The sequence below is a fragment of the Paucibacter aquatile genome, from assembly GCF_002885975.1.
GTDB lineage: Bacteria > Pseudomonadota > Gammaproteobacteria > Burkholderiales > Burkholderiaceae_C > Paucibacter_A > Paucibacter_A aquatilis.
In genome coordinates this window covers 2055967-2074014 of sequence record NZ_POSP01000003.1, presented here as the reverse complement: position 1 = coordinate 2074014, position 18048 = coordinate 2055967, and the positions used below count along the sequence as shown (strand labels likewise).

General features: G+C 70.4%; 14 protein-coding genes. 9 read left to right on the top strand and 5 right to left on the bottom strand.

What is annotated here, in order from left to right; translation table 11 throughout:
- Window positions 1-2: 2 nt before the first annotated feature.
- The 4 genes from C1O66_RS12145 to C1O66_RS12130 all read right to left on the bottom strand — a co-directional run bounded on the left by C1O66_RS12145 (window position 3) and on the right by C1O66_RS12130 (window position 6677).
- A complete protein-coding gene (locus C1O66_RS12145) occupies window positions 3-476 on the bottom strand; it encodes a type 2 periplasmic-binding domain-containing protein (protein ID WP_102768115.1) in 474 nt (157 codons plus the stop codon).
- A gap of 13 nt (window positions 477-489) precedes the next feature.
- Window positions 490-1902 carry a hypothetical protein gene (locus C1O66_RS12140; protein WP_102768114.1) on the bottom strand — a complete coding sequence of 471 codons (1413 nt, stop codon included), beginning with the start codon at window positions 1900-1902 and terminating at the stop codon, window positions 490-492.
- 68 nt (window positions 1903-1970) lie between these two features.
- Complete coding sequence (locus C1O66_RS24625; RefSeq protein ID WP_102768113.1) at window positions 1971-5765, bottom strand: AAA family ATPase; 3795 nt, start codon at window positions 5763-5765, stop codon at window positions 1971-1973.
- Window positions 5766-5834: 69 nt separating this feature from the next.
- Window positions 5835-6677 (bottom strand): CPBP family intramembrane glutamic endopeptidase, encoded by an 843-nt coding sequence (locus C1O66_RS12130; protein ID WP_102768112.1) that lies wholly within the window; start codon window positions 6675-6677, stop codon window positions 5835-5837.
- A 144-nt stretch (window positions 6678-6821) separates the two neighbouring features.
- On the opposite strand from C1O66_RS12130, the gene C1O66_RS12125 reads away from it, so the two are divergent.
- From C1O66_RS12125 to C1O66_RS12085, 9 genes are all read left to right on the top strand, one after another.
- Window positions 6822-7751: a LysR family transcriptional regulator gene (locus tag C1O66_RS12125; RefSeq protein WP_165794581.1), complete on the top strand. Its 930-nt coding sequence runs from the start codon at window positions 6822-6824 to the stop codon at window positions 7749-7751.
- Window positions 7752-7829: 78 nt separating this feature from the next.
- The gene (locus C1O66_RS12120; RefSeq protein ID WP_102768110.1) at window positions 7830-8498 is read left to right on the top strand and encodes an SDR family oxidoreductase; all 669 of its coding nucleotides are present in this window, start codon (window positions 7830-7832) and stop codon (window positions 8496-8498) included.
- Between the two features lie 11 nt (window positions 8499-8509).
- On the top strand, window positions 8510-9922 hold the full coding sequence (locus C1O66_RS12115) for a hypothetical protein (protein ID WP_102768109.1): 1413 nt from the start codon (window positions 8510-8512) through the stop codon (window positions 9920-9922).
- 362 nt (window positions 9923-10284) lie between these two features.
- On the top strand, window positions 10285-10956 hold the full coding sequence (locus tag C1O66_RS12110) for a PEP-CTERM sorting domain-containing protein (protein WP_165794580.1): 672 nt from the start codon (window positions 10285-10287) through the stop codon (window positions 10954-10956).
- A gap of 78 nt (window positions 10957-11034) precedes the next feature.
- A complete protein-coding gene (locus C1O66_RS12105) occupies window positions 11035-12165 on the top strand; it encodes an acyl-CoA dehydrogenase family protein (RefSeq protein WP_102768107.1) in 1131 nt (376 codons plus the stop codon).
- A 196-nt stretch (window positions 12166-12361) separates the two neighbouring features.
- Entirely contained in the window at window positions 12362-14038 is a 1677-nt protein-coding gene (locus C1O66_RS12100) for a GNAT family N-acetyltransferase (protein WP_102768106.1), read from the top strand.
- A 72-nt stretch (window positions 14039-14110) separates the two neighbouring features.
- Window positions 14111-14569 (top strand): hypothetical protein, encoded by a 459-nt coding sequence (locus C1O66_RS12095; protein WP_133155189.1) that lies wholly within the window; start codon window positions 14111-14113, stop codon window positions 14567-14569.
- Window positions 14570-14710: 141 nt separating this feature from the next.
- Window positions 14711-16384 carry a S41 family peptidase gene (locus tag C1O66_RS12090; RefSeq protein ID WP_165794579.1) on the top strand — a complete coding sequence of 558 codons (1674 nt, stop codon included), beginning with the start codon at window positions 14711-14713 and terminating at the stop codon, window positions 16382-16384.
- Between the two features lie 157 nt (window positions 16385-16541).
- Window positions 16542-17462 carry a COG1361 family protein gene (locus C1O66_RS12085; protein ID WP_108724343.1) on the top strand — a complete coding sequence of 307 codons (921 nt, stop codon included), beginning with the start codon at window positions 16542-16544 and terminating at the stop codon, window positions 17460-17462.
- Window positions 17463-17523: 61 nt separating this feature from the next.
- Here C1O66_RS12085 and C1O66_RS12080 read toward each other — a convergent pair whose 3' ends face one another.
- Entirely contained in the window at window positions 17524-18045 is a 522-nt protein-coding gene (locus C1O66_RS12080; RefSeq protein ID WP_102768102.1) for a hypothetical protein, read from the bottom strand.
- Window positions 18046-18048: the final 3 nt, after the last annotated feature.

Below are 18048 nucleotides of genomic sequence, written 5' to 3'. Positions count from 1 at the left end.
GGTCAGTCCAGATTGGCGGTCAGCAGGACTTTCACGCCGGCGCCACTGGGCTTGCGCGAGACGTAGCCGATGGCGCCGGGCGTGCTTTGCACGAGGCGGGTCACGTCCTCATCGCTGTCCACCTGGCGCGGCGGCAGGCCCATGCCGGTGAAGCTCTGGCGCGCCCAGTAGGCGCGCAGCTGGCCGGGGCTGCGGCCGGTCACCTGGTCGTAGAAGCTGCGGCGCAGGCTGGTGCCTTCGCGCAGATCGATGGGCTGGATGGGCTGGCCGTCGGGCCAGTTCTGCTGCTGGCGCAGAAAGATCTGGGTGACGCGCTCGGGGCTGATCTTGTCCAGGGCCACATCCTTGTGGGCGATGACGATCAGCTCGGTGGCCGCCAGGGCCGGCTGGGGCGCGGTGACCCAGAACAGGGCCAGCAGGGCCGTCATGGGCAGGGCGACGCGTGGCAGCAGGGAGGAGAGCAGATTCAATTTCATGGCGGGGCCCTCCTCAGAACACCAGGTCCAGCGTGACGCTGAACAGCTGGAGCTTGTGGTTGAAGGGCAGGGCGGGCACGGCCAGGGGGCCGGGCGTGCCGGGGCTGGGCGTGCGCATCAGGTCGAGCTGGGTCTTGAGCGCCAGGTTCTCGCGCCAGTCCCAGCGCAGGCCCAGGCTGAGCGAGCGGCTGCTGATGTTGGCGAACTGCTGGGCGGTGTTGAAGCCTTGCTGCAACTGTTGCAAGCCTCCGTCGAGCTGCGGGCTGAGGCCGGTGGCCGCCAGGGCGCTGGTGTCGAGCACGGCGCTGGAGCGCTTCATCTGGGCCACGGCGAGGTAGGGCGTGAAGTCACCGAAGCTGCGCGCCAAGGTCAGGCTGTAGCCGCGGCCGCGACCGACCAGGTCGTTGTGCGGGTTCATCCAGGTCAGCTCGGCCAGCACTCGCCAGTGCTGCCAATTGCCGTCCAGGCCGATGCTGGTGTAGTCGGGCCGGTTGTCGAAGGGGTTGCGCAGGGCCGCCAGGCCGCGTGACTTGGCCTGCAGCGCAGCCAGCATGGGCGCCGGCAGCAGGGGGTTCTGGGCCAGTTGCTGCAGCGCGCCGTTGACTTGATCCAGGCCGTTGTTGAGTTGATCGACCTGGGCGGAGCGCAGCACATAGCGGTCGATCCGGGTGTGCGAGACGCGCAGGGTCAGGTCTTGCAGATTGGCGCTGAGGCTGAAGCCCAGCAGGCCGCGCAGGCTGGCATCGGCCGAGATGGCGGGCGCGAAGTTGTTGAAGCGGTGGGTGTAGTCGTAGCGGCCGCCAAACACCTGCGCCAGCAGGCTGGCATCACCGAGGTTGAGGCGCCAGTGCAGATCGGCGCCGTCCAGGCTGGCCACGCTGTTGGTCAGGGCGTAGATGGCTGGCGCCGGGCGCACGGTCAGGTTGGCATAGCCGATCTCGGCGATGCTGGAGTCAAAGAACAGCGGGCTGCGCAGGCGGCCCAGGTTCAGGCTCAGGCCCTGGCCCAGCTGCTGGCGCAGGGCGGCGATGCGCAGGCGCGGCTTCATGTCCTCGCCGGCCCGGGCCACGCCTTGCACTTGCAGCGTGGTGCCCTGGGCGGGCTGCCATTCCAGCTGCAGGCCCAGGGCCGTGTCCATATTCGCCGACCAGCCTTTTTGCACCGGCCGCAGCTGCGAGAAGGAGGTGGTGACGCCGGCGGTGGCGTTGTCGTTGTGGGCCAGGCCCAGGGTGGCAAAGCCGGAGAAGCGCAGGGCGCTGCCCTGGCCGCCGCCCGCTGCAGCCGCTGTACCCGGTTCACCGGATTCGCCCGCTGCTTGCGCGTGGGCGTTGGCGCCGGCCAGCAGGCCGGTCAGGCCGGCCGCGGCGGCCAGCAGCCAGGCGGCCCGGCGCTGGCGGGCTGCGTGTTTTTTTCCTTGTGTCCGCATCAAAGCTTCCCCTCGCTGTGACCCGCGTCATGGCTGGCGGGTCTGAAACTGAGCGGGAGCTTGGCGAGTCAGCGTTGAATTTGCGTTGAATCGATCTCAGGCAAGGCCTGGCGCTGAGCGGCCGTGCGCTGCAGGAGCAGGCCCGCCCCCATGGCCTGGCCGGCTTGCTGGGCCTGCTCGAGCGCCTGCTCGACCTCGGCGCGTGGGTCGCCCAAGGCCTCCAGCGCCTGGGCGCGCATGCGCCAGAGCTCGGGCAGCAGGTAGAACTCCTGGCGCTCGCGCGCCTTGGGCAGGCAGGCGTCGATCTGCGCAAGGGCTTCCTCGGCCCGGCCCAGGTTCAGCAGAGCTTCGATCAAAAAGGACAGAAACGTGGCCTCGGTGCTGGGCATGGCCACGGCCGAGGCGCTGGCCGCCTGGCGGATGGGCAGCAGGCCGGCCGGGTCGCCGCCGGCCGCCTGGCTCCAACCCAGCACCAGGGCGCCCACGGCCTGCCACAGGGCCAGGCCGTGGCGCTGGGCCAGGGCCAGCAGCTCCAGGCTCAGCGGCAGGGCGGCCTCGGGCCGGCGCAGATGGCGCAGCAGCACCGCGTTCATGGCCAGGGCAAAGCCCAGAGTGTGGGCATGGCCGAGCTCGCGCGCCTGCTGCAGGCCCAGATGGGTTTGTGCCAGGGCTTCGTCCACCCGGCCTTGCAAGGCCAGGGGCCAGCCCAGCATGGCGCGCGCGGCAATGCCGCCGTGCTCGCCGAAGCGCTGGGTCAGTTGCTTGAGCTGGCGGGCGGGCAGGCGATCACCGGCGGCCGCGGCCTCGGCCAGGGCCTCGCAAGAGGCCTGCAGCTGGCCCAGGAAGAACAGATTGTTGCCCAGGGCATAACGCGCTTGCACAGCGGCGGCGGCATCGCCGGTGTCGGCAGCCACGGCCAGCAGCTCCTGCGCCAGGGCCAGCACCGGGCGCTCGTCCGGGCCGCTGCGGCTGCCCAGCCACAGGCCCCAGAGCGCCTGGAAGCGCTGGCCCGGGCCGCTGCTGGCGCCGGGCTCGTCGCAGGCCTCCAGCGCCTGGCGGTAACACTGGCGCGCGGCCGGCGAGCCATAGCCCTCCAGGGCCAGCAGGCCATGGCCCAGGCCCATCAGCAGGGGCAGGCGCAGGCGCTGCACCAGGGCGGGCGTGGCCTCGGGCAGCTGCAGGGCGGCCAGGCCTTGCTCGAAGCCGTGGCGCGCTTCCTGGTGCGCCGATTGGGCGGCGGCGCGCTCGGCCGCTTGCAGCCAGTAGTGCGCGGCCACCGGGTCGCCGGCGGCGTGCAGATGCTGGGCCAGGGCCTCGGGCGCATCGGCGGCCAGGCTGGCAAACGGGCCCATCAAGGCCTGGGCGGCGCGGCGGTGGAGGGCGCGGCGCTCGGCAGCGCTGAGGGTCTCCAGCGCCGCATCGCGGATCAGGGCATGGCGGAACTGCCAGTGCTGCGGGCCGGTGGCCTGCAGCAGATCGAGCCGCGCCAGCTGGGCCAGCTGTTGCTGCAGCGGGCCGGCGGGCAGCTGCAGCAGCTCTTGCAGCAAGGCGGGCGAGCAGCTGCTGCCCAGCAAGGCCGCGCCCTGGGCCAGGCGCTTGGCCTCGGACGGCAGGCGGTCCAGGCTGGCGGCCAGCAGGTCCCAGAGCGTGGCGGGCACTTTGTCCTCGGGGCGCAGGCGCAGCGAGCGGGCCAGCTCTTCGGCAAACAGGGGCACGCCACCGGCGCGTTGCAGCACCTGCAGGCGCTGCGCCGGCGGCGGCGGGCTGCCGTCGAGCTGGTCGATCAGGCGGCCCATGTCTTCGGCCGGCAGGGGCTGCAGATTCAGGCAGAGCTCGAGGCTGGCGCGCAGCTCCTCGGGCGGCGCTTCGCGCGAGCTGAGCAGCAGCAGGCCCGGGGCACGGCTTGCGGCGGGGCGCTGCAGATGCAGCTGCAAGAGCTCCAGCGTCGAGGGGTCAGCCCAGTGCAGGTCTTCCAGCAGCAGCAGTTGCGGCCGGCCCTGGGCCAGGCCTTCGAACAGCTCGCAGAGCAGGGTTTGCAATTCGCGCTTGTGCAGGGGTTCGCTACCAGGCACGGGGCTCTGGGCCTGCTGCAGCAGCAAGGGGCGCAGCAGGCTGCGCGCGGCGGCCTGCGCCGCCGGGGCGATGCCGGCCTGTTGCAGCAGGGCGCCGAGGGCGTGTTCGGCCTGCGCTTCGTCGCCCTCCAGGGCCGCACCCAGGCGCCGGCGCAGGGTGGCGCGCACCGGCTGCAGCGGGGTGTGGCGGTATTCGGGGCGGCAGTGCAGCTGCGAGATCGGCGGGGCGGGCTGACCGTGGCCGCTGCTCAGCTGCTGGCGCAGGGCCAGCAGCAGCCGGGTCTTGCCCAGGCCGGGCTCGCCTTGCACCCAGACCGTGCGGGCGGCCTGCTGGGCGCGCGCCCATTCCTGTTGCAGCTGGGCCAGCTCGGCGCTGCGGCCGACCATGGGCTTGAGCGTGTCCAGGCGGCTGGCGGCCTGCAGGGGGCGGGCGCCCAGCAGCTCGGCGCTGCCGCCTGCGGAGCTGGGGGCGGTGAAGCGGTGGTGGCGCTCGCTTTGCTGCTGCAGCTCAGCGCTGACGTGGATGCGCCCGGCCTCGGCCTGCAGGGCCAGCTTGCGCGCCTGGCGCGAGAGTGCGCCCACGCTGTCGGGCGAGGCCTGCTCGGGGTCGGCATGGACCCAGCCCACATGCAGGCCCTGGCGCAGGGCCCAGGTTTCGTGTTCGCAGTTGTCCGCTGCCGCCAGCTCCAGCGCGGCATCCAGAGCCAGGCGCGGTGCCTGCTCCTGCGCACGCGGGTGGCCGAAAAAGGCCAGCAGCTCGCCGCCCTCGGCCCGCTGCACATGGGCGCCGCGCGCCTGCAGCAATTGCCGGGCGGCGTGCATCCGCGCCTGCAGGGCGGCGGCCAGGGCCTCGGCCTCGCGGTCGGCCTGCTCGGCCGGGGCCTCCCATTCGCAGGCCAGGGCGACGACGCGGCGGCGCTCGGCGCGGGCGGCGGGGCCGGGCGGCGTGTGCGCGCCGCTGTGGCGCAGGCGCTCGGCCAGCTCCAGGGTGGCGGCTTGCGGCTGCAGCTGCAGCTCGGCCTGCAGCTGGGCGCGGAACTGCTCAAACAAGGCCAGGGCCTCGCCCGCCGCCGAGGGCGCCAGCATGCGCAGGCAGCGGCGCAGGGCGGGCTCGCACCAGGGGTCTTGGGCCAAGGCGCGGCGGGCGCAGGCCAGGGCGGCCTCGGTCTCGCCGGCGTCTTCGTGCAGTTGGCCCAGGGCCTCCAGCAGCTGCTGGGCCTGGCGCAGCAAGGCCTCGCGGCGCGGCTGCAGCCAGGCTTCGAAACCGGGCGCCTCGGGCAGCTGCAGGCCGTCCAGCAAGGGGCCGCGGTAGAGGCTCAGGGCTTGCTGCAAGGCCTGGCGGCGGGCCTCGGGTTGGGGCGTGGCGGCGTCCAGCTGGGCCAGGGCGAAGTCACGGCAATCCAGCTGCCAGCCCAGGTCCTCACGCAGCTGCAGCTGTTTTTTGTTGTCGCTGATCAGGGGCTCCAGCGCGGGCTGATCGGGCCAGAGCTGGGCCAGCACCCGGCGCAGGTCAAACAGGGCGCGGCGCAGATTGGCGCGCGCTTGATCCAGGGTGGAATCGGGCCAGAGCGTTTCGGCCAGCAGCTCGCGCGCCAGCGGCCCGGTCTGCAGCACCAGCATGGCCAGCAGCGCGCGCACCTTGTCGTAGGGCAGGGGCAAGACCTGGCCCTCGGGGCCGCGCAAGTCGAAGCCGCCCAGCAGGCGCAGCTGGGGGCGCGGGGCGTCAGGGGCGGTCCGCGCGGGGGCTGTGGGGCGCGGAGAGACAGGAAAGTCAGGGGACTGGGGCGGCATGTTGCAAAGAAATCAGGCGGGAGTATGCCCGCCTGTTGTGACAGCCGCCCGGGGCCGGGCGCGGGCCGCTCAATCGGGGAGGGTCTCTCCGCGCCGCAGGATGCGGCCCGCCACCCGGGCCCGCCACAGCAGCCCAACGCTCAGGCCCAGGCAGAGCAGCACGCTGGGCACGGCGCCCTCGGCCCCGAAGGCGCCACCGCTGAGCCAGGTCGGGCCGTCGATTTCGGCCTGAAACCAGGCCTTGGCTTCGAAGCCGGACATGGGCACATCGAAGACCCCCGCCTGCGCAAAGTTCCAGCCGAAATGCAGGCCGGTGCAGAGCCAGAGCCGGCGCGTCAGCATGTAGGCGGCGGCGAACATCACGCCCAACTCCAGGCCCAGGGCCAGCGAGGTGTAGAGGCTGGCATTGGGGTTGAACTGGTGCAGCAGACCGAAGATCAGCGAGGAGGCCGCCAGCGCAGCCCAGGAGCCCCAGGCCTGCTCCAGCAGGCGGAACAGCAGGCCGCGCAGCAGCAGCTCTTCGGCGAGCGCCACCACCAGCATGGCCGGCAGCACCGAGCTCAGCGCCACCCAGCCCTGGGCGGCGTCAAGGCCTTGCAAACGGTAATGGCCGGTCACGGCCAGCAGGCCGACATACACCGCAATCAGCAAGGTGGCCAGGCCGGCACCGGCGGCGAACTCCCGGCCGGCGCCGCGCAGGCCCAGCTCCAGCGCCGGGCGGCGCTCGACCCAGCGCACATAGCCGGCATAGACGCACAGCATCCAGCCGCCGCGCAGCAGATTGCCGACGACGCGCCAGTCGGGGTCGGCGGGCAGGACGAGCTGGATCAGCTTGGCGCCAAGGGCGAAAGGGGCGCCGATCAGGACGAGGGCGAGCAGCAGGCGGAGCAGGGGATGGCGAGGCAGGGACATGGGGGCCGGTGAACCAGTGAACAGGTGAACGAGTGAACGAGTGAACGGGTGAACGAGTGAGGCGCGAGACTGAAGGCGGGAGGCTAGGGCTTGGGGCTACCATGCGCAATTCACATGGATGCATAGCTGGCGATGCAAAAACGTATGGATTCGAGCGAGCCGGCTCCGGCGGCGCGGCTGGACGCCCAGCAGTTCGACTGGGCGTTGTTGCGCGGCTTTCTGGCGATCTACCGGGCCGGCAGCGTGGCCGCTGCGGCGCGCAGCCAGCAGCTGCAGCAGCCGACGCTGAGCCGGCAGCTGATCGAGCTGGAGGCGCAGCTGGGCACGCGCTTGTTCGAGCGCAGCCGGCGCGGCCTGCACCCCACCGCCGCGGCCGAGCAGATCCTGGAGCACGCCCTGCAGATGGAAGAGGCGGCCAGCCGCCTGAGCCTGCGCCTGAGCGCGCGGCGCGAGCAGCTCAGCGGCACGGTGCGCCTGCACACCACCCAGTTGCTGGCCGGCCTGCTGGTGCCTGAGGTCTTGCCGGGCCTGCTGGCGGCGCGGCCGGGCCTGCAGATTGAGCTGATCTGCGGCGATGCGCCGCCCGATCTGCTGGCGCGTGAGGCCGACATCGGCCTCTGGGTGGCCGAGCCGCCGCGGCCACTGGACCTGGTCTGCCGCCGCCTCGGCGAGTTTCAGATCCAGGCCTGCGCCAGCCCGGCCTATCTGGCGCGGCATGGCGAGCCCAAGGACCTGGCCGAGCTGCTGGCGCAGCAGCACCGCCTGGTCGGCCCGGACAAGCTGCCCGAGATGCGGCGCTGGTTCGAGCAGGTGGCGCCCGAGCTGAACCGTGCCCATTTCGTGCTGCGCACCGATGACAAGGCGGCCCTGCTGCAGGCGCTGAAAGCGGGCTTGGGCATCGGCTTTGCGGCCAGCTACCTGGTCGGGCCGGGCACGGGGCTGCAGCGCATCCTGCCGGCCCTGCCGCTGCCGCAGCTGCCGCTCTGGCTGGTGACGCACCGCGAGATCGTCAGCAACCCGCTGATCCGCAGCTGTTTCGACGGCCTGGCCGAGGACCTGGTGCGGCGCTTGTGAGCAGGAAGGCGGCGCGCAGGCTCGCCGGGGAGGCTGGGGCAGAATCGCCGCTCCCCTGTCCCCTTGGAACTCTTGAACATGGCCTCAGTCTTGATCGTCGGCGCCTCGCGCGGCATTGGTTTGGAATGGGTGCGCCAGGCGCGTGCGGCGGGTGACCGGGTGGTGGCCACGGCGCGCGATGACGAGGGGCTGCAGCGCCTGCGCGATCTGGGTGCGGTGGCGCTGAAGTTGGACGTCATGAACACGGCCAGCGCCTCCGGCCTGGCCTGGCAGATCGACGGCTATGCCTTCGACCAGATCGCCCTTGTGGCCGGGGTCTTCGGCAGCCGAACCACGGGCATGCAAACGCCCAGCGAGGTGGAATTCAACACCGTCATGCAGACCAATGTGCTGGGCCCCATGCGGGTGTTGCCGCAGCTGCAGGATGCGCTGGCGCCGGGCGCGCGCATCGCCATCATCTCCTCGCGCATGGGCTCGATCAGCCTGCGCAGCGGCAGCCACGGCTGGCTGTACCGGGCGTCCAAGGCGGCGGTCAATTCGGTGCTCAAGGATGCCTCCCTGCTGATGCAGGGCAAGGCCTGCTGCATCAGCTTTCACCCCGGCTGGGTGCGCACCGATATGGGCGGCGCCGATGGCGACATCGATGTGCAGACCAGCGTGGCCGGCATGCGCACGGTAATGGCGGGTTTGAGCGCGACCGACAACGGCAGCTTCATCAACTACGACGGCGAACGCCTGAGCTGGTGAGGGCGGCTCGCATGGCCATGACGACGAAGACCAAGACGGTGCTGCGGCGCCTGGCCTGGGGTGTGGGTGGGCTGTGCCTGGGCCTGATCCTGCTGGCCTTGGCCTGGCTGGCCAGCAACAACCGGTGGGTGGACGCCGAGGCGCAGCCGCGCCCGGCCGCGCTGCAGCCGCGGTCGAGCGAGCGGGCGCCCGAGGCCAATGTTTTCTTTGACCTGAGCGGCTTGTTCGCCGGTCCGCAGGCCCAGCCCTCGCGCGTGGGCCAGGCCTTGTGGGCCACGCCCACACCGGAGCAGGCCACCGTGGCCGATGCCCATCTCCTGCCTCAGCCACGCGATGCCGCCTGGAGCTGCAGCTGGGATCTGAACGACTGCCTGGGCCTGTGGCTGCAAGACAAGGAGGGCTTGCGCCTGCGCTTGGCCGAGCAGGCCCTGCTGCTGGAGCGCTGCACGGCCCTGGCCGATGGTCTGTTGGACGGGCGCCTGGGATTCGATGAACTGCTGCAGCAGCCGCGTGCGGAGCTGCGCCGCGCCAGCGACCAGTATCTGGGCCTGCCGGTGGCGCCGCATCTGCAGGGCGCGCGCGTCTGTGCTCGCGGCTTCCAGCTGCAGGCTGCCTGGGCGCAGTCCCAGGGCCAGGCCGAGGCGCTGCTGCAGGCGCTGGGCCGGGCCCAGGCTTTGTCTCATGCCCTGCTGCAGGGCAGCCAGAGCCTGCTCGCCAACACCCTGGCATGGAACCAGGAGCGCCAGCGCCTGCGCCTGTTGGCCGGCCTGATGGCCCTGGAGCCCGCGCTGGCTCCGCGCCTGCAGGCCCAGCTGGGGCCCATGCCCGAGCGCGCCCGCGATGCCGGTGCCTGGATGGCGGCCGAGTCCTTCTTCGGCGCCCAAGCCATGCAGGAGATGGCCCAGGTCTGCGGTCGCAGGGATGGCGGCCAGCTGCTGGAGCAGGCCGGCCTGATCGACCGCTGGCTTTGCCACTTCGGTTTCATGCCGCAGCGCACCCAGCAGGCCAACGACGCCTGGTGGTTGCAGCAGCATGAGGCCGCCAAGGCCGGGCCCGAGGCCTTGCTGAAGCATTTGCAGGCGCAGCAGGCGCGCGAGTTCTCGATGTGGGCTCTGCCTTGGCGCAACACCATCGGCGCCATGCTGCTCGCGGTGGCCCAGCCGGCTTTTGCCGACTACCCGGCCAAGCAGGCCGATCTGCTGCTGGACCATCGCGTCGCCCAGCTGGCGCTGGCCCTCGCCACACAAAACGTCCCCGTGGCTGAGCGTGCGGTCTGGCTAGCCAGGCAAGACCTGACCCCCAGCCAGCGCGAGCGCATCACGCTCAGCGAGGACGGGCTGAGCCTGCGTGTGCTGCCCTGGGCCAAGCCGGTGACGCCCAGCCCCGGCGGCCTCAGCCGCAGCTGGCCGCTGCCACCGCTCTGACGAAGCGAGGCATCGCGGCGCGCGATACCGCCCGGGCCGCCCCCTGAGTCAGGGGGGATTCGACGTTTGGCGTCGCTGGAGGTGCAGCCGGCCGGAGAAGCCCGATGGCATCGGGTCTGTGCGGCCTCGGGCCGGCAGACCGGGGCTCAAGTGCCAACTTTTTACACCCGTGCCTGCGGGGGTGAGGGCGGGCCGCTGCTCTTGAATAATCCGCTCCGCCCAGCGATCTGCGGTCGCGGTTTGGCAGGGGGGATCTGGACCGGAGTTGAGGGACAGATCGACGAGGTGGTTCATGGATTGAGAGAACGATGGATTCATTCATGCATGCATCCATTCATTCATTGCTCGGACGGACAAGACAAATGACGCAAACCAACAATCTGATTTCCAAAGTGAGCTTCGGCGCAGTGGCCCTGGCTCTGGCAGCAAGCGCCCAGGCCGGTGTGGTCGTGGGTTGGAACTTTGACAACGCGGCGCCTGGCCAGGCCGGCGGCATCGCCGCATCGACGGCCGCAGCGGGCGTGAGCAACGCCAACTTCAGCACGGCCAACGCGGGCGTGTGGAACTGGGGTGCCCCCTATGGAAATGTCGTGGGGACGCAGTTTTTCGGCAGCAACAGCAACACGCTCTCGCTGAGCTTCACGCTGGCGAACTCGCTGAATGACCTGACCCTGTCCTTCACCCACTACCACAACCACAACTTCGGCAACACCAGGCCCAGCTACAAGTACGCGGTGCAGATCAACAGCGGCAGCGGCTGGACCGATCTGGCTGCCGACTTGACGGCCTCCTCCGCCACCACCAGCGCGACCGAGCACATCACGCTGAGCAGCGGCCTGGCCGCAGGCAGCTACTCCATGCGCTGGATCGGCTATGGCTTTGGCGCCGGCGGCCGCGACACCAACTCCGACTTCTTTGCCCTGAACGATGTGGGCTTGAGCCAGCGCAATCAGGTGCCCGAGCCGGCCTCGCTGGCCCTGGTGGGCCTGGCCCTGGCCGGCATGACCCTGGCCCGCCGCCGCAAGCAGGCCTGAGCGGAGCGGGTGCCCGCTCGATGGCGGGCGGGGGCAGACTGGCACAATCGCGGCGACGAAACTCGCCGTAACCGACCCATGCTGCTCAGTGAAGATCACCGCGCCATCCAGGACGCGATCCGTTCCTACGTCCAAGACCAGATCGCGCCCAAGGCGGCCGAGTGGGACAAGAGCCACCACTTTCCCGCCGCCGAGCTGAAGGGCCTGGCCGAGCTGGGCTGCTACGGCGTGGCCGTGCCGACCGAGTACGACGGTGCCGGCCTGGACTATCTGGCTTTGGCCATCATCCTGGAAGAGATCGGCGCCGGTGATGGCGCCACCTCCACCGTGGTCAGCGTCAACAACTGCCCGGTCTGCTCCATCCTGATGGCCTTCGGCAACGAGGACCAGAAGCAGCGCTTCCTCAAGCCCCTGGCGCGCGGCGACATGCTGGGCGCCTTCTGCCTGACCGAGCCGCATGTGGGCTCGGAGGCCGGCGGCCTGCGCACCACCGCCGTGCGCGATGGCGATGAGTACGTGCTCAACGGCGTCAAGCAGTTCATCACCAGCGGCAAGAACGGCGATGTCGCCATCGTCATGGCCGTCACCGACAAGGCCGCAGGCAAGAAGGGCATCAGCGCCTTCCTGGTGCCCACCAGCACGCCCGGCTACCAGGTGGCCCGCATCGAAGACAAGATGGGCCAGCACGCCAGCGACACGGCGCAGATCAATTTCGAGAACTGCCGTGTGCCGGCGGCCAACCGCCTGGGCGACGAAGGCCAGGGCCTGAAGATCGCGCTCTCGGGTCTGGAGGGCGGCCGCATCGGCATCGCCAGCCAGAGCGTGGGCATGGCGCGCGCAGCCTTCGAGGCGGCGCTCAAGTACAGCAAGGAGCGCGAGAGCTTCGGCCAGCCCATCTTCCAGCACCAGGCGGTGCAGTTCAAGCTGGCCGAGATGGCCACCCAGATCGAGGCGGCGCGCCAGCTGATCTGGCATGCCGCCAGCCTGAAGGACGCCGGCCAGCCCTGCCTGAAGGAAGCGGCCATGGCCAAGCTCTTTGCCAGCGAGATGGCTGAGCGCGTCTGCTCCGCGGCCATCCAGGTCCATGGTGGATACGGTTATGTCAGTGATTTCCCGGTGGAGCGCATCTACCGCGATGTGCGGGTGTGCCAGATCTACGAAGGCACCTCCGAAGTGCAGAAGATCCTGATCGGCCGCGCCCTGGCCTGAAGATCGATGCCGCCGGGCGCGTGAAGCGATGCTTCTCGCCCGGCTTGCGCTCCGCGGGCATTGCTGGTTAGCATGACTTGCCCCGCCTTGCCTCGGGCCGCCCGACCGCCTTGCTGTCCCCCGTGTGCTGTTCTTTTTCTCGCTCTCCGGTCGGTGCCTGCAAGGCCGGAGGATGCGAAAGGAGCATCAGCCCCCGATGAACACGACTGCAACTCTCTCTGCGCCCGACTCTGAAGCCGAGGGCGATCGGCCTCAAACGGCCCTCAGTTTCAAGATCGCCGATCAGGCCTGGGAGTTCGAGGCCATCCACCGCCTCAACTACCGCACCTTCGTCGAAGAGATCCCGCAACATGCGCCCAATGCGGCGCGGCGCCTGGTGGACCGCTTTCACGACGAGAACACCTACGCCATCGCCCTGCACGAGGGCGAGCTGGTCGGCATGATCGCCGGCCGTAGCGCCCGGCCCTTCTCGCTGGACGGCAAGTTGCCCGATCTCGACCGCCATCTGCCGCCGCACCAGCGGGCGATGGAGGTGCGCCTGCTGGCGGTGGCGCCGGCCTTCCGCAACTTCCACAAGCACGGTGTCTTCGCGCGCCTGTCGGGCGTGCTGGCTCGGCACTTCCGTGCCCAGGGCTGCGATCTGGCCCTGATCTCGGGCACGCTGCGCCAGACGCGGCTCTACCGCCATCTGGGCTTTCAGCCCTTCGGCCCGCTGGTGGGCAGCGCCGAGGCGCCTTACCAGCCCATGCTGATGCGCCTGCCCGATTACGCTGCGCATTGCGCGCATCTGGAGTTCCTGTCGGATGGCCGCCATGCCAGCTTTCTGCCCGGCCCGGTGGCCATGTCCGAGGCGGTGGTGCAGGCCCTGGCCGAACCGGCGCATTCGCACCGCGGGTCGCAGCATCTGCTGCGCCTGGCCCGGGTGCGTGAGCGCCTGTGCGCGCTCAGCGGCAGCGAGGATGCGCTGATCTTTCCGGGCACGGGCACCCTGGCCAACGACGCGATCGCCGGCCAGCTCTCGCTGCTGGACGGCGCTGGCCTGGTGATCAGCAACGGCGAGTTTGGTGAACGCCTGCTCGACCACGCCCGGCGCTGGCGCTTGCCGCACCAGGCCCTGCGCCTGGATTGGGGCCAGCCGCTCTCGGCCGAGGCGCTGGAGCAGGCCTTGCAAACGCAGCGCCCGGCCTGGCTCTGGGCCGTGCTCAGCGAGACCTCCACCGGCATGCGCAACGACCTGGGCCTCTTGCGTGCGGCTTGCCGCCGGCACGGCGTGCGCTTGTGCGTCGATGCGGTCAGCGCGCTCGGCCAACAGGCCTTGGATCTGCGTGGAGTCTGGCTGGCCAGCGCCGTCAGCGGCAAGGCCCTGGGTGCGTTCCCCGGCCTGGCCATCGTGCTGCACGAGGGCGCACTGCAGCCTGAGGGGCAGTTGCCGCGTGCCATCGATCTGGCGGCCTTCGCGCCTGCGGACGGCGTGCCCTACACCCAGAGCTCCAATCTGCTGGCCGCGCTGGAGGCAGCACTCGGCATCGACTGGACCGCGCGCTGGCGCGCCGTGCGCAGCGCCGATGCCCAACTGCGCCGCGTCCTGGGTTGCAGCCTCTCGCCGTCGTCGACTCAGCCCTGGCGTGTGCTGGTGTCGTCCGAGCACGCCATGCCTGGCATCCTGACCCTGGCCCTGGCGCCGCATCTGCAGGCCGCTCGCATCGGCGCGCAGCTGGAGCGGGCCGGCTTCAAGCTGGCCTGGCAGAGCGCCTATCTGCAGCAGCGCAACTGGCTGCAGATCTGCCTGATGGGCGCCTGGGACGCAGCCGCGCTGGCCGTGCTGCCGGCGCGCCTGGCGCAGGCGGCGGGGGTGAGCTTGCCGGAGGCCTGAGGGCCTGGGCCTTGCTGCCGATGAGCCTCAGTCTGGGCTTGAGCGCCTGCGGCAGTGGCGACGGTGGCGACGGTGGCATTGACCGCCCAGGCCGTGGGGGACACCGGCAGCAGCGACAAGCGCGTAGAACACAAATTCCAGACCTATGCCGCCGATCTGGTTCTCGTGGGCCAGGGGCCGACCGAGCGCATGCCTTCGGGCGGCAGCTTTGCCTATGTGCTTGATCTGAGCAATGCCGGGCCCGATCCCGCGCGCAAGGTGCGCCTGGAATCGCTGCTGCTGGCCGCGGCCGACCGCATGCCGGTGCTGGGCGCCAAGACCTGTGTGGCCAGCGGCGGGGCCGTCTGCCCGGCCGATCTGCAGAGCAGTGCCCTGACCGATCTGCAACTGCCCAGCGGTGGCCGCCTGGTGATCACCTTGCCCTACCAGTTCGCCCCCGGCGTGAACTCCGGCCTGAACTTCAACGCCACCGCCCTGGCCAAGGGCGACCCGAGCGCGCTCAACAACGCTTACACGTCGATCGCACGCTGAAGTTCGCCCGCTCCTGCCACCCACCATCACTTCTGGCGCTGGCGGCCCAGGGGGCGCTGCGTTGAGAATCCGGACCTTTGTGGTGGACCGATGGTGGTCCTGGAGAGTCCGATGAGGCCAAGCGTTCGCCCTCTGTGTTCCGTGCTGGTTTCGTTGCTGCTTGTGGCGGGCGGCAGCAGCCCCTTGCTCAGCCAGGCGGCGCCGCGGCCGCCGGCCAAGCAGCGCCTGGATCAGGCCGAGCTGCTGCAAAAGGCCGGTCGCGTCGATGAAGCGCTGGCCCTGGTGCAGGCCGATGTCAGCGATGAGGGTTTGCTGCTGCGCAATGCCTGGCCGCTCCTGCAGCTGCAGGCCGCGGCCGGCCAGCTGGACGCCGCCTGGCAGACCCTGGCCCGCATGGCCGACGAGCGCCAGATGGTGCCGGCGAAGTGGCTGGAAACCGCCCAGGAGTTGGCGCCCATGCGCGCCGACCCGCGCTGGCCGGATGCAGTGGCCCGGGCGCGGGCGGCGGATGCCTTGCGCGAGCGCCTCTACGGCGCTGCCGCGATTGAGACGCCGTTTCGTGAAACCTTGCCGCTCAACGAGCGCCTGGCCGGGCTGTCGCGCCTCTGGGCCGAGGTCAAGACCCATTTCGTCAATTTCGAGCTGGTGCCTGGGCTGGACTGGGACGCGCTCTATCTGCAGACGCTGGAGCGGGTCAGCCGGACCCCGCGCAGCGAGGACTACTACCGCGAGCTGATGCGCATGATGGCGCAGCTGCACGATGGCCACAGCGGGCTGGTCTTGCCCGAGCCTCTGCGGGACCGCATGCAGGCCCGGCCGGCGCTGCGCACGCGCTGGATCGAGGGTCGGGTGCTGATCACGCAGTTGCTGGACCCCGAGCTGTCTCGCCGCGGTCTGGCCGTGGGCCAGGAGATCACGGCCATCGACGGCCAGCCGGTGGCGGGCTATGTGCAGCGCCATGTCCAGCCCTTCACCTCGGCATCCACGCCGCAGGACCTGGCGCAGCGGCTCTACGACTACAACCTGCTGCGCGGCGATGCCCGGCGTGCGCTGCGGCTGACGCTGAAGGATGCGCAGACCGGCGCAAGCCGGGTGCTGCGGGTGCCACGGCTGGATGGCAAGGCGCGCGCGGCCCTCTTGGCCAAGGCGGACGACGCGAGCTTTCGCTGGCGCATGCTGCCGGGTGAAGTGGCCGTGGTCGAGCTGCGCAGCTTTGGCGACAACAGCGCGGCCCAGGCCTATCTCGCGGCCTTCGAGCAGATCGCCAAGGCGCGCGCCATCGTCTTTGATCTGCGTGAGAACGGCGGCGGCAACAGCAGCGTGGGCCATCGCATCCTCGCGACCCTGAGCCCGCAGGCCTTCGAGACTTCGCAATGGTGGACGCGCTCGCAGGTCTCGGCCTGGCGGGCCTGGGGCCTGCCCTTGACCATCGAGGGTGGCAGCCCGGAATCGGTGCAGCCCGATGCGCAGCGTCAGTTCACCGGCCCGGTTGCCGTGCTCACCAGTGGGGGCACCTACTCGGCGGCGGAAGACTTTGTGGCTGCGTTCAAACGCATGGCGCGCGGACCCGTGGTGGGCGAAGCCACCGGTGGCAGCACCGGCCAGCCCTTGTTCTTCAAGCTGCCCGGCGGCGGCAGCGCGCGGGTCTGCAGCAAGCGTGATCTTTTGCCCGATGGCACCGAGTTTGTCGGCAAGGGTTTGCAGCCCGACCTGCTGGCTCGGCCGACGCTGGCCGGCTGGCGGGCCGGCCGCGACGAGGTGCTGGAGGCCGCGCTGGCGCGCTTGCCCTCCAGCCCGCCGAGCGCCGGGCGCTGAGCGCCAGGGTTCGGCGCAAGGCGGGCTGTACACAACGTACACAGACAGCCTGACCTAGGGTTTCTACACTTGCGTTTCCAAATCTGAGTGGCGCCAAGCAGGTCGATGACCTGGCCTGAAAACCACTCAGCCCGCATCGCAAAAATCAGGAAAACCCATGTCTTCGCTGTCCACCCGTCTCGCTTCTGCTCCTCGTCTTCGTCCGGTCTGGGCGGCTCTGGCCTTGTCGTCTCTGGTGGCGCTCACCGCCTGTGGCGGTGGTGGCGGCGGCGGTGGTGAAGTCACGCCCCCGCCCCCGCCGCCGCCGACCCCTGCGCCCGATCTGATGGTCACCATGAGCCTGCCGGACGCCCAGGTTCCCTCGGGCTACACCCAGACCATGGCCACCATCAAGCTGCGCAATGTCGGCAAGGGCGTGGCGACCACCACCGATGTCAACATCGTCGCCGACGCGCTGCTCGAGGGCATGAAGGTCGTCAACTGCCAATCCGACAACGCCGGCACCGCCTGCCCCGCCACCGGGTCGCGCATGACGGTCAGCAACTTGCAACCGGGCGCCACGCTCACCTTTGATGTCACCGGCACCGTCAAGCTCGGCACCAGCGGTACGGTCAATCTGGAAGCCTCGGCCACCACCGGCACGGGCACCCAGCTGTCCAGCAGCAAGATGGGCGTGGGCTTCAAGGCCTACAGCGCCGATGTCGCCGTGCAGGCCACCGGCCCCAGCAGCGCCGTTCCGGCCGGCGGCAGCTTTGAGTATGTGGTGACCGTCAGCAACAAGGGCCCCGACGCGGCCAAGGATGTGCTGATCGCCAACCAGCTGGTCAGCTCGCCGAGCGAGAACGCCGCCATCCTGGGCATCATGAGCTGCAGCGCCAGCGGCGGCGCCGTCTGCCCCAGCGATCTCAAGCCTGTGGGCATGACCGTGGCGAGCCTGCCGAAGGACGGCAGCCTGGTCTTCCGCCTGCCCTACAGCTTCGCCCCGGGCCAGCGTGCCGGCCTGGTCTTTGAAGCCGCCGTGCGTGCCCGTGGTGACAGCGACAGCAGCAATGACCGCGCGCTCCTGATGACGCCTTGAACCCGCCTTCTTCATCCGCACCCTTTGAACAGGGCCGCCTGCTGCGGCCCTGTTTGCGTTTTCAGGGCGCGGCCTGCACCTTGACTTCGAACTGCCGCCGCCCCACCCGCTGCAGGGAATCGGCGATCTCGACGGCGAGCTTGTGCTCGCCGCTGGGCAGGGCCGCCTTGCGGATGCGCAAGCCCTCGGCCGTCACTTCGGCCTGGGCCAGCACGCGCTGGGTGATGTCCAGCCCCATCCAGCCGTAGCGGATGCGCAGGGTCTGCGGCTCGATGCGGGCCTCGCCCTCGGCATTCCAGCGCAGCTGGATGTCAAAAGGGCTGGCCAGGGTATCCGGCCCGGGCTTGGGCTGCAGCAGCTCCAGCCGTGGTGCGCCCGGCGCAGGGCTGAACTTGGTGCTGGGCGGCGGCGGTGTGGCGCGTTCCTGCTTCCACTCCGTTTCGCTGATCAGAAAGCGTCCTGCGGCCGGGGCTGGAGCCCGGGGTGCGCTGTGGGCCGTGTTCATACTGATCACCCACAGCAGCGACCACAAGACAGTGCCGCTCGGCGCGGCCTTTCGGTACGGGGCGTTCAAGGCGTTCATCGT

Coding starts and splice junctions, on each gene's coding strand:
- C1O66_RS12145 (WP_102768115.1), bottom strand. CDS start 476: ATGAAATTGAATCTGCTCTCCTCCCTGCTGCCACGCGTCGCCCTGCCC.
- C1O66_RS12115 (WP_102768109.1), top strand. CDS start 8,510: ATGGCCATGACGACGAAGACCAAGACGGTGCTGCGGCGCCTGGCCTGG.
- C1O66_RS12080 (WP_102768102.1), bottom strand. CDS start 18,045: ATGAACGCCTTGAACGCCCCGTACCGAAAGGCCGCGCCGAGCGGCACT.
- C1O66_RS24625 (WP_102768113.1), bottom strand. CDS start 5,765: ATGCCGCCCCAGTCCCCTGACTTTCCTGTCTCTCCGCGCCCCACAGCC.
- C1O66_RS12130 (WP_102768112.1), bottom strand. CDS start 6,677: ATGTCCCTGCCTCGCCATCCCCTGCTCCGCCTGCTGCTCGCCCTCGTC.
- C1O66_RS12110 (WP_165794580.1), top strand. CDS start 10,285: ATGACGCAAACCAACAATCTGATTTCCAAAGTGAGCTTCGGCGCAGTG.
- C1O66_RS12140 (WP_102768114.1), bottom strand. CDS start 1,902: ATGCGGACACAAGGAAAAAAACACGCAGCCCGCCAGCGCCGGGCCGCC.
- C1O66_RS12100 (WP_102768106.1), top strand. CDS start 12,362: ATGAACACGACTGCAACTCTCTCTGCGCCCGACTCTGAAGCCGAGGGC.
- C1O66_RS12105 (WP_102768107.1), top strand. CDS start 11,035: ATGCTGCTCAGTGAAGATCACCGCGCCATCCAGGACGCGATCCGTTCC.
- C1O66_RS12085 (WP_108724343.1), top strand. CDS start 16,542: ATGTCTTCGCTGTCCACCCGTCTCGCTTCTGCTCCTCGTCTTCGTCCG.
- C1O66_RS12120 (WP_102768110.1), top strand. CDS start 7,830: ATGGCCTCAGTCTTGATCGTCGGCGCCTCGCGCGGCATTGGTTTGGAA.
- C1O66_RS12125 (WP_165794581.1), top strand. CDS start 6,822: ATGGATTCGAGCGAGCCGGCTCCGGCGGCGCGGCTGGACGCCCAGCAG.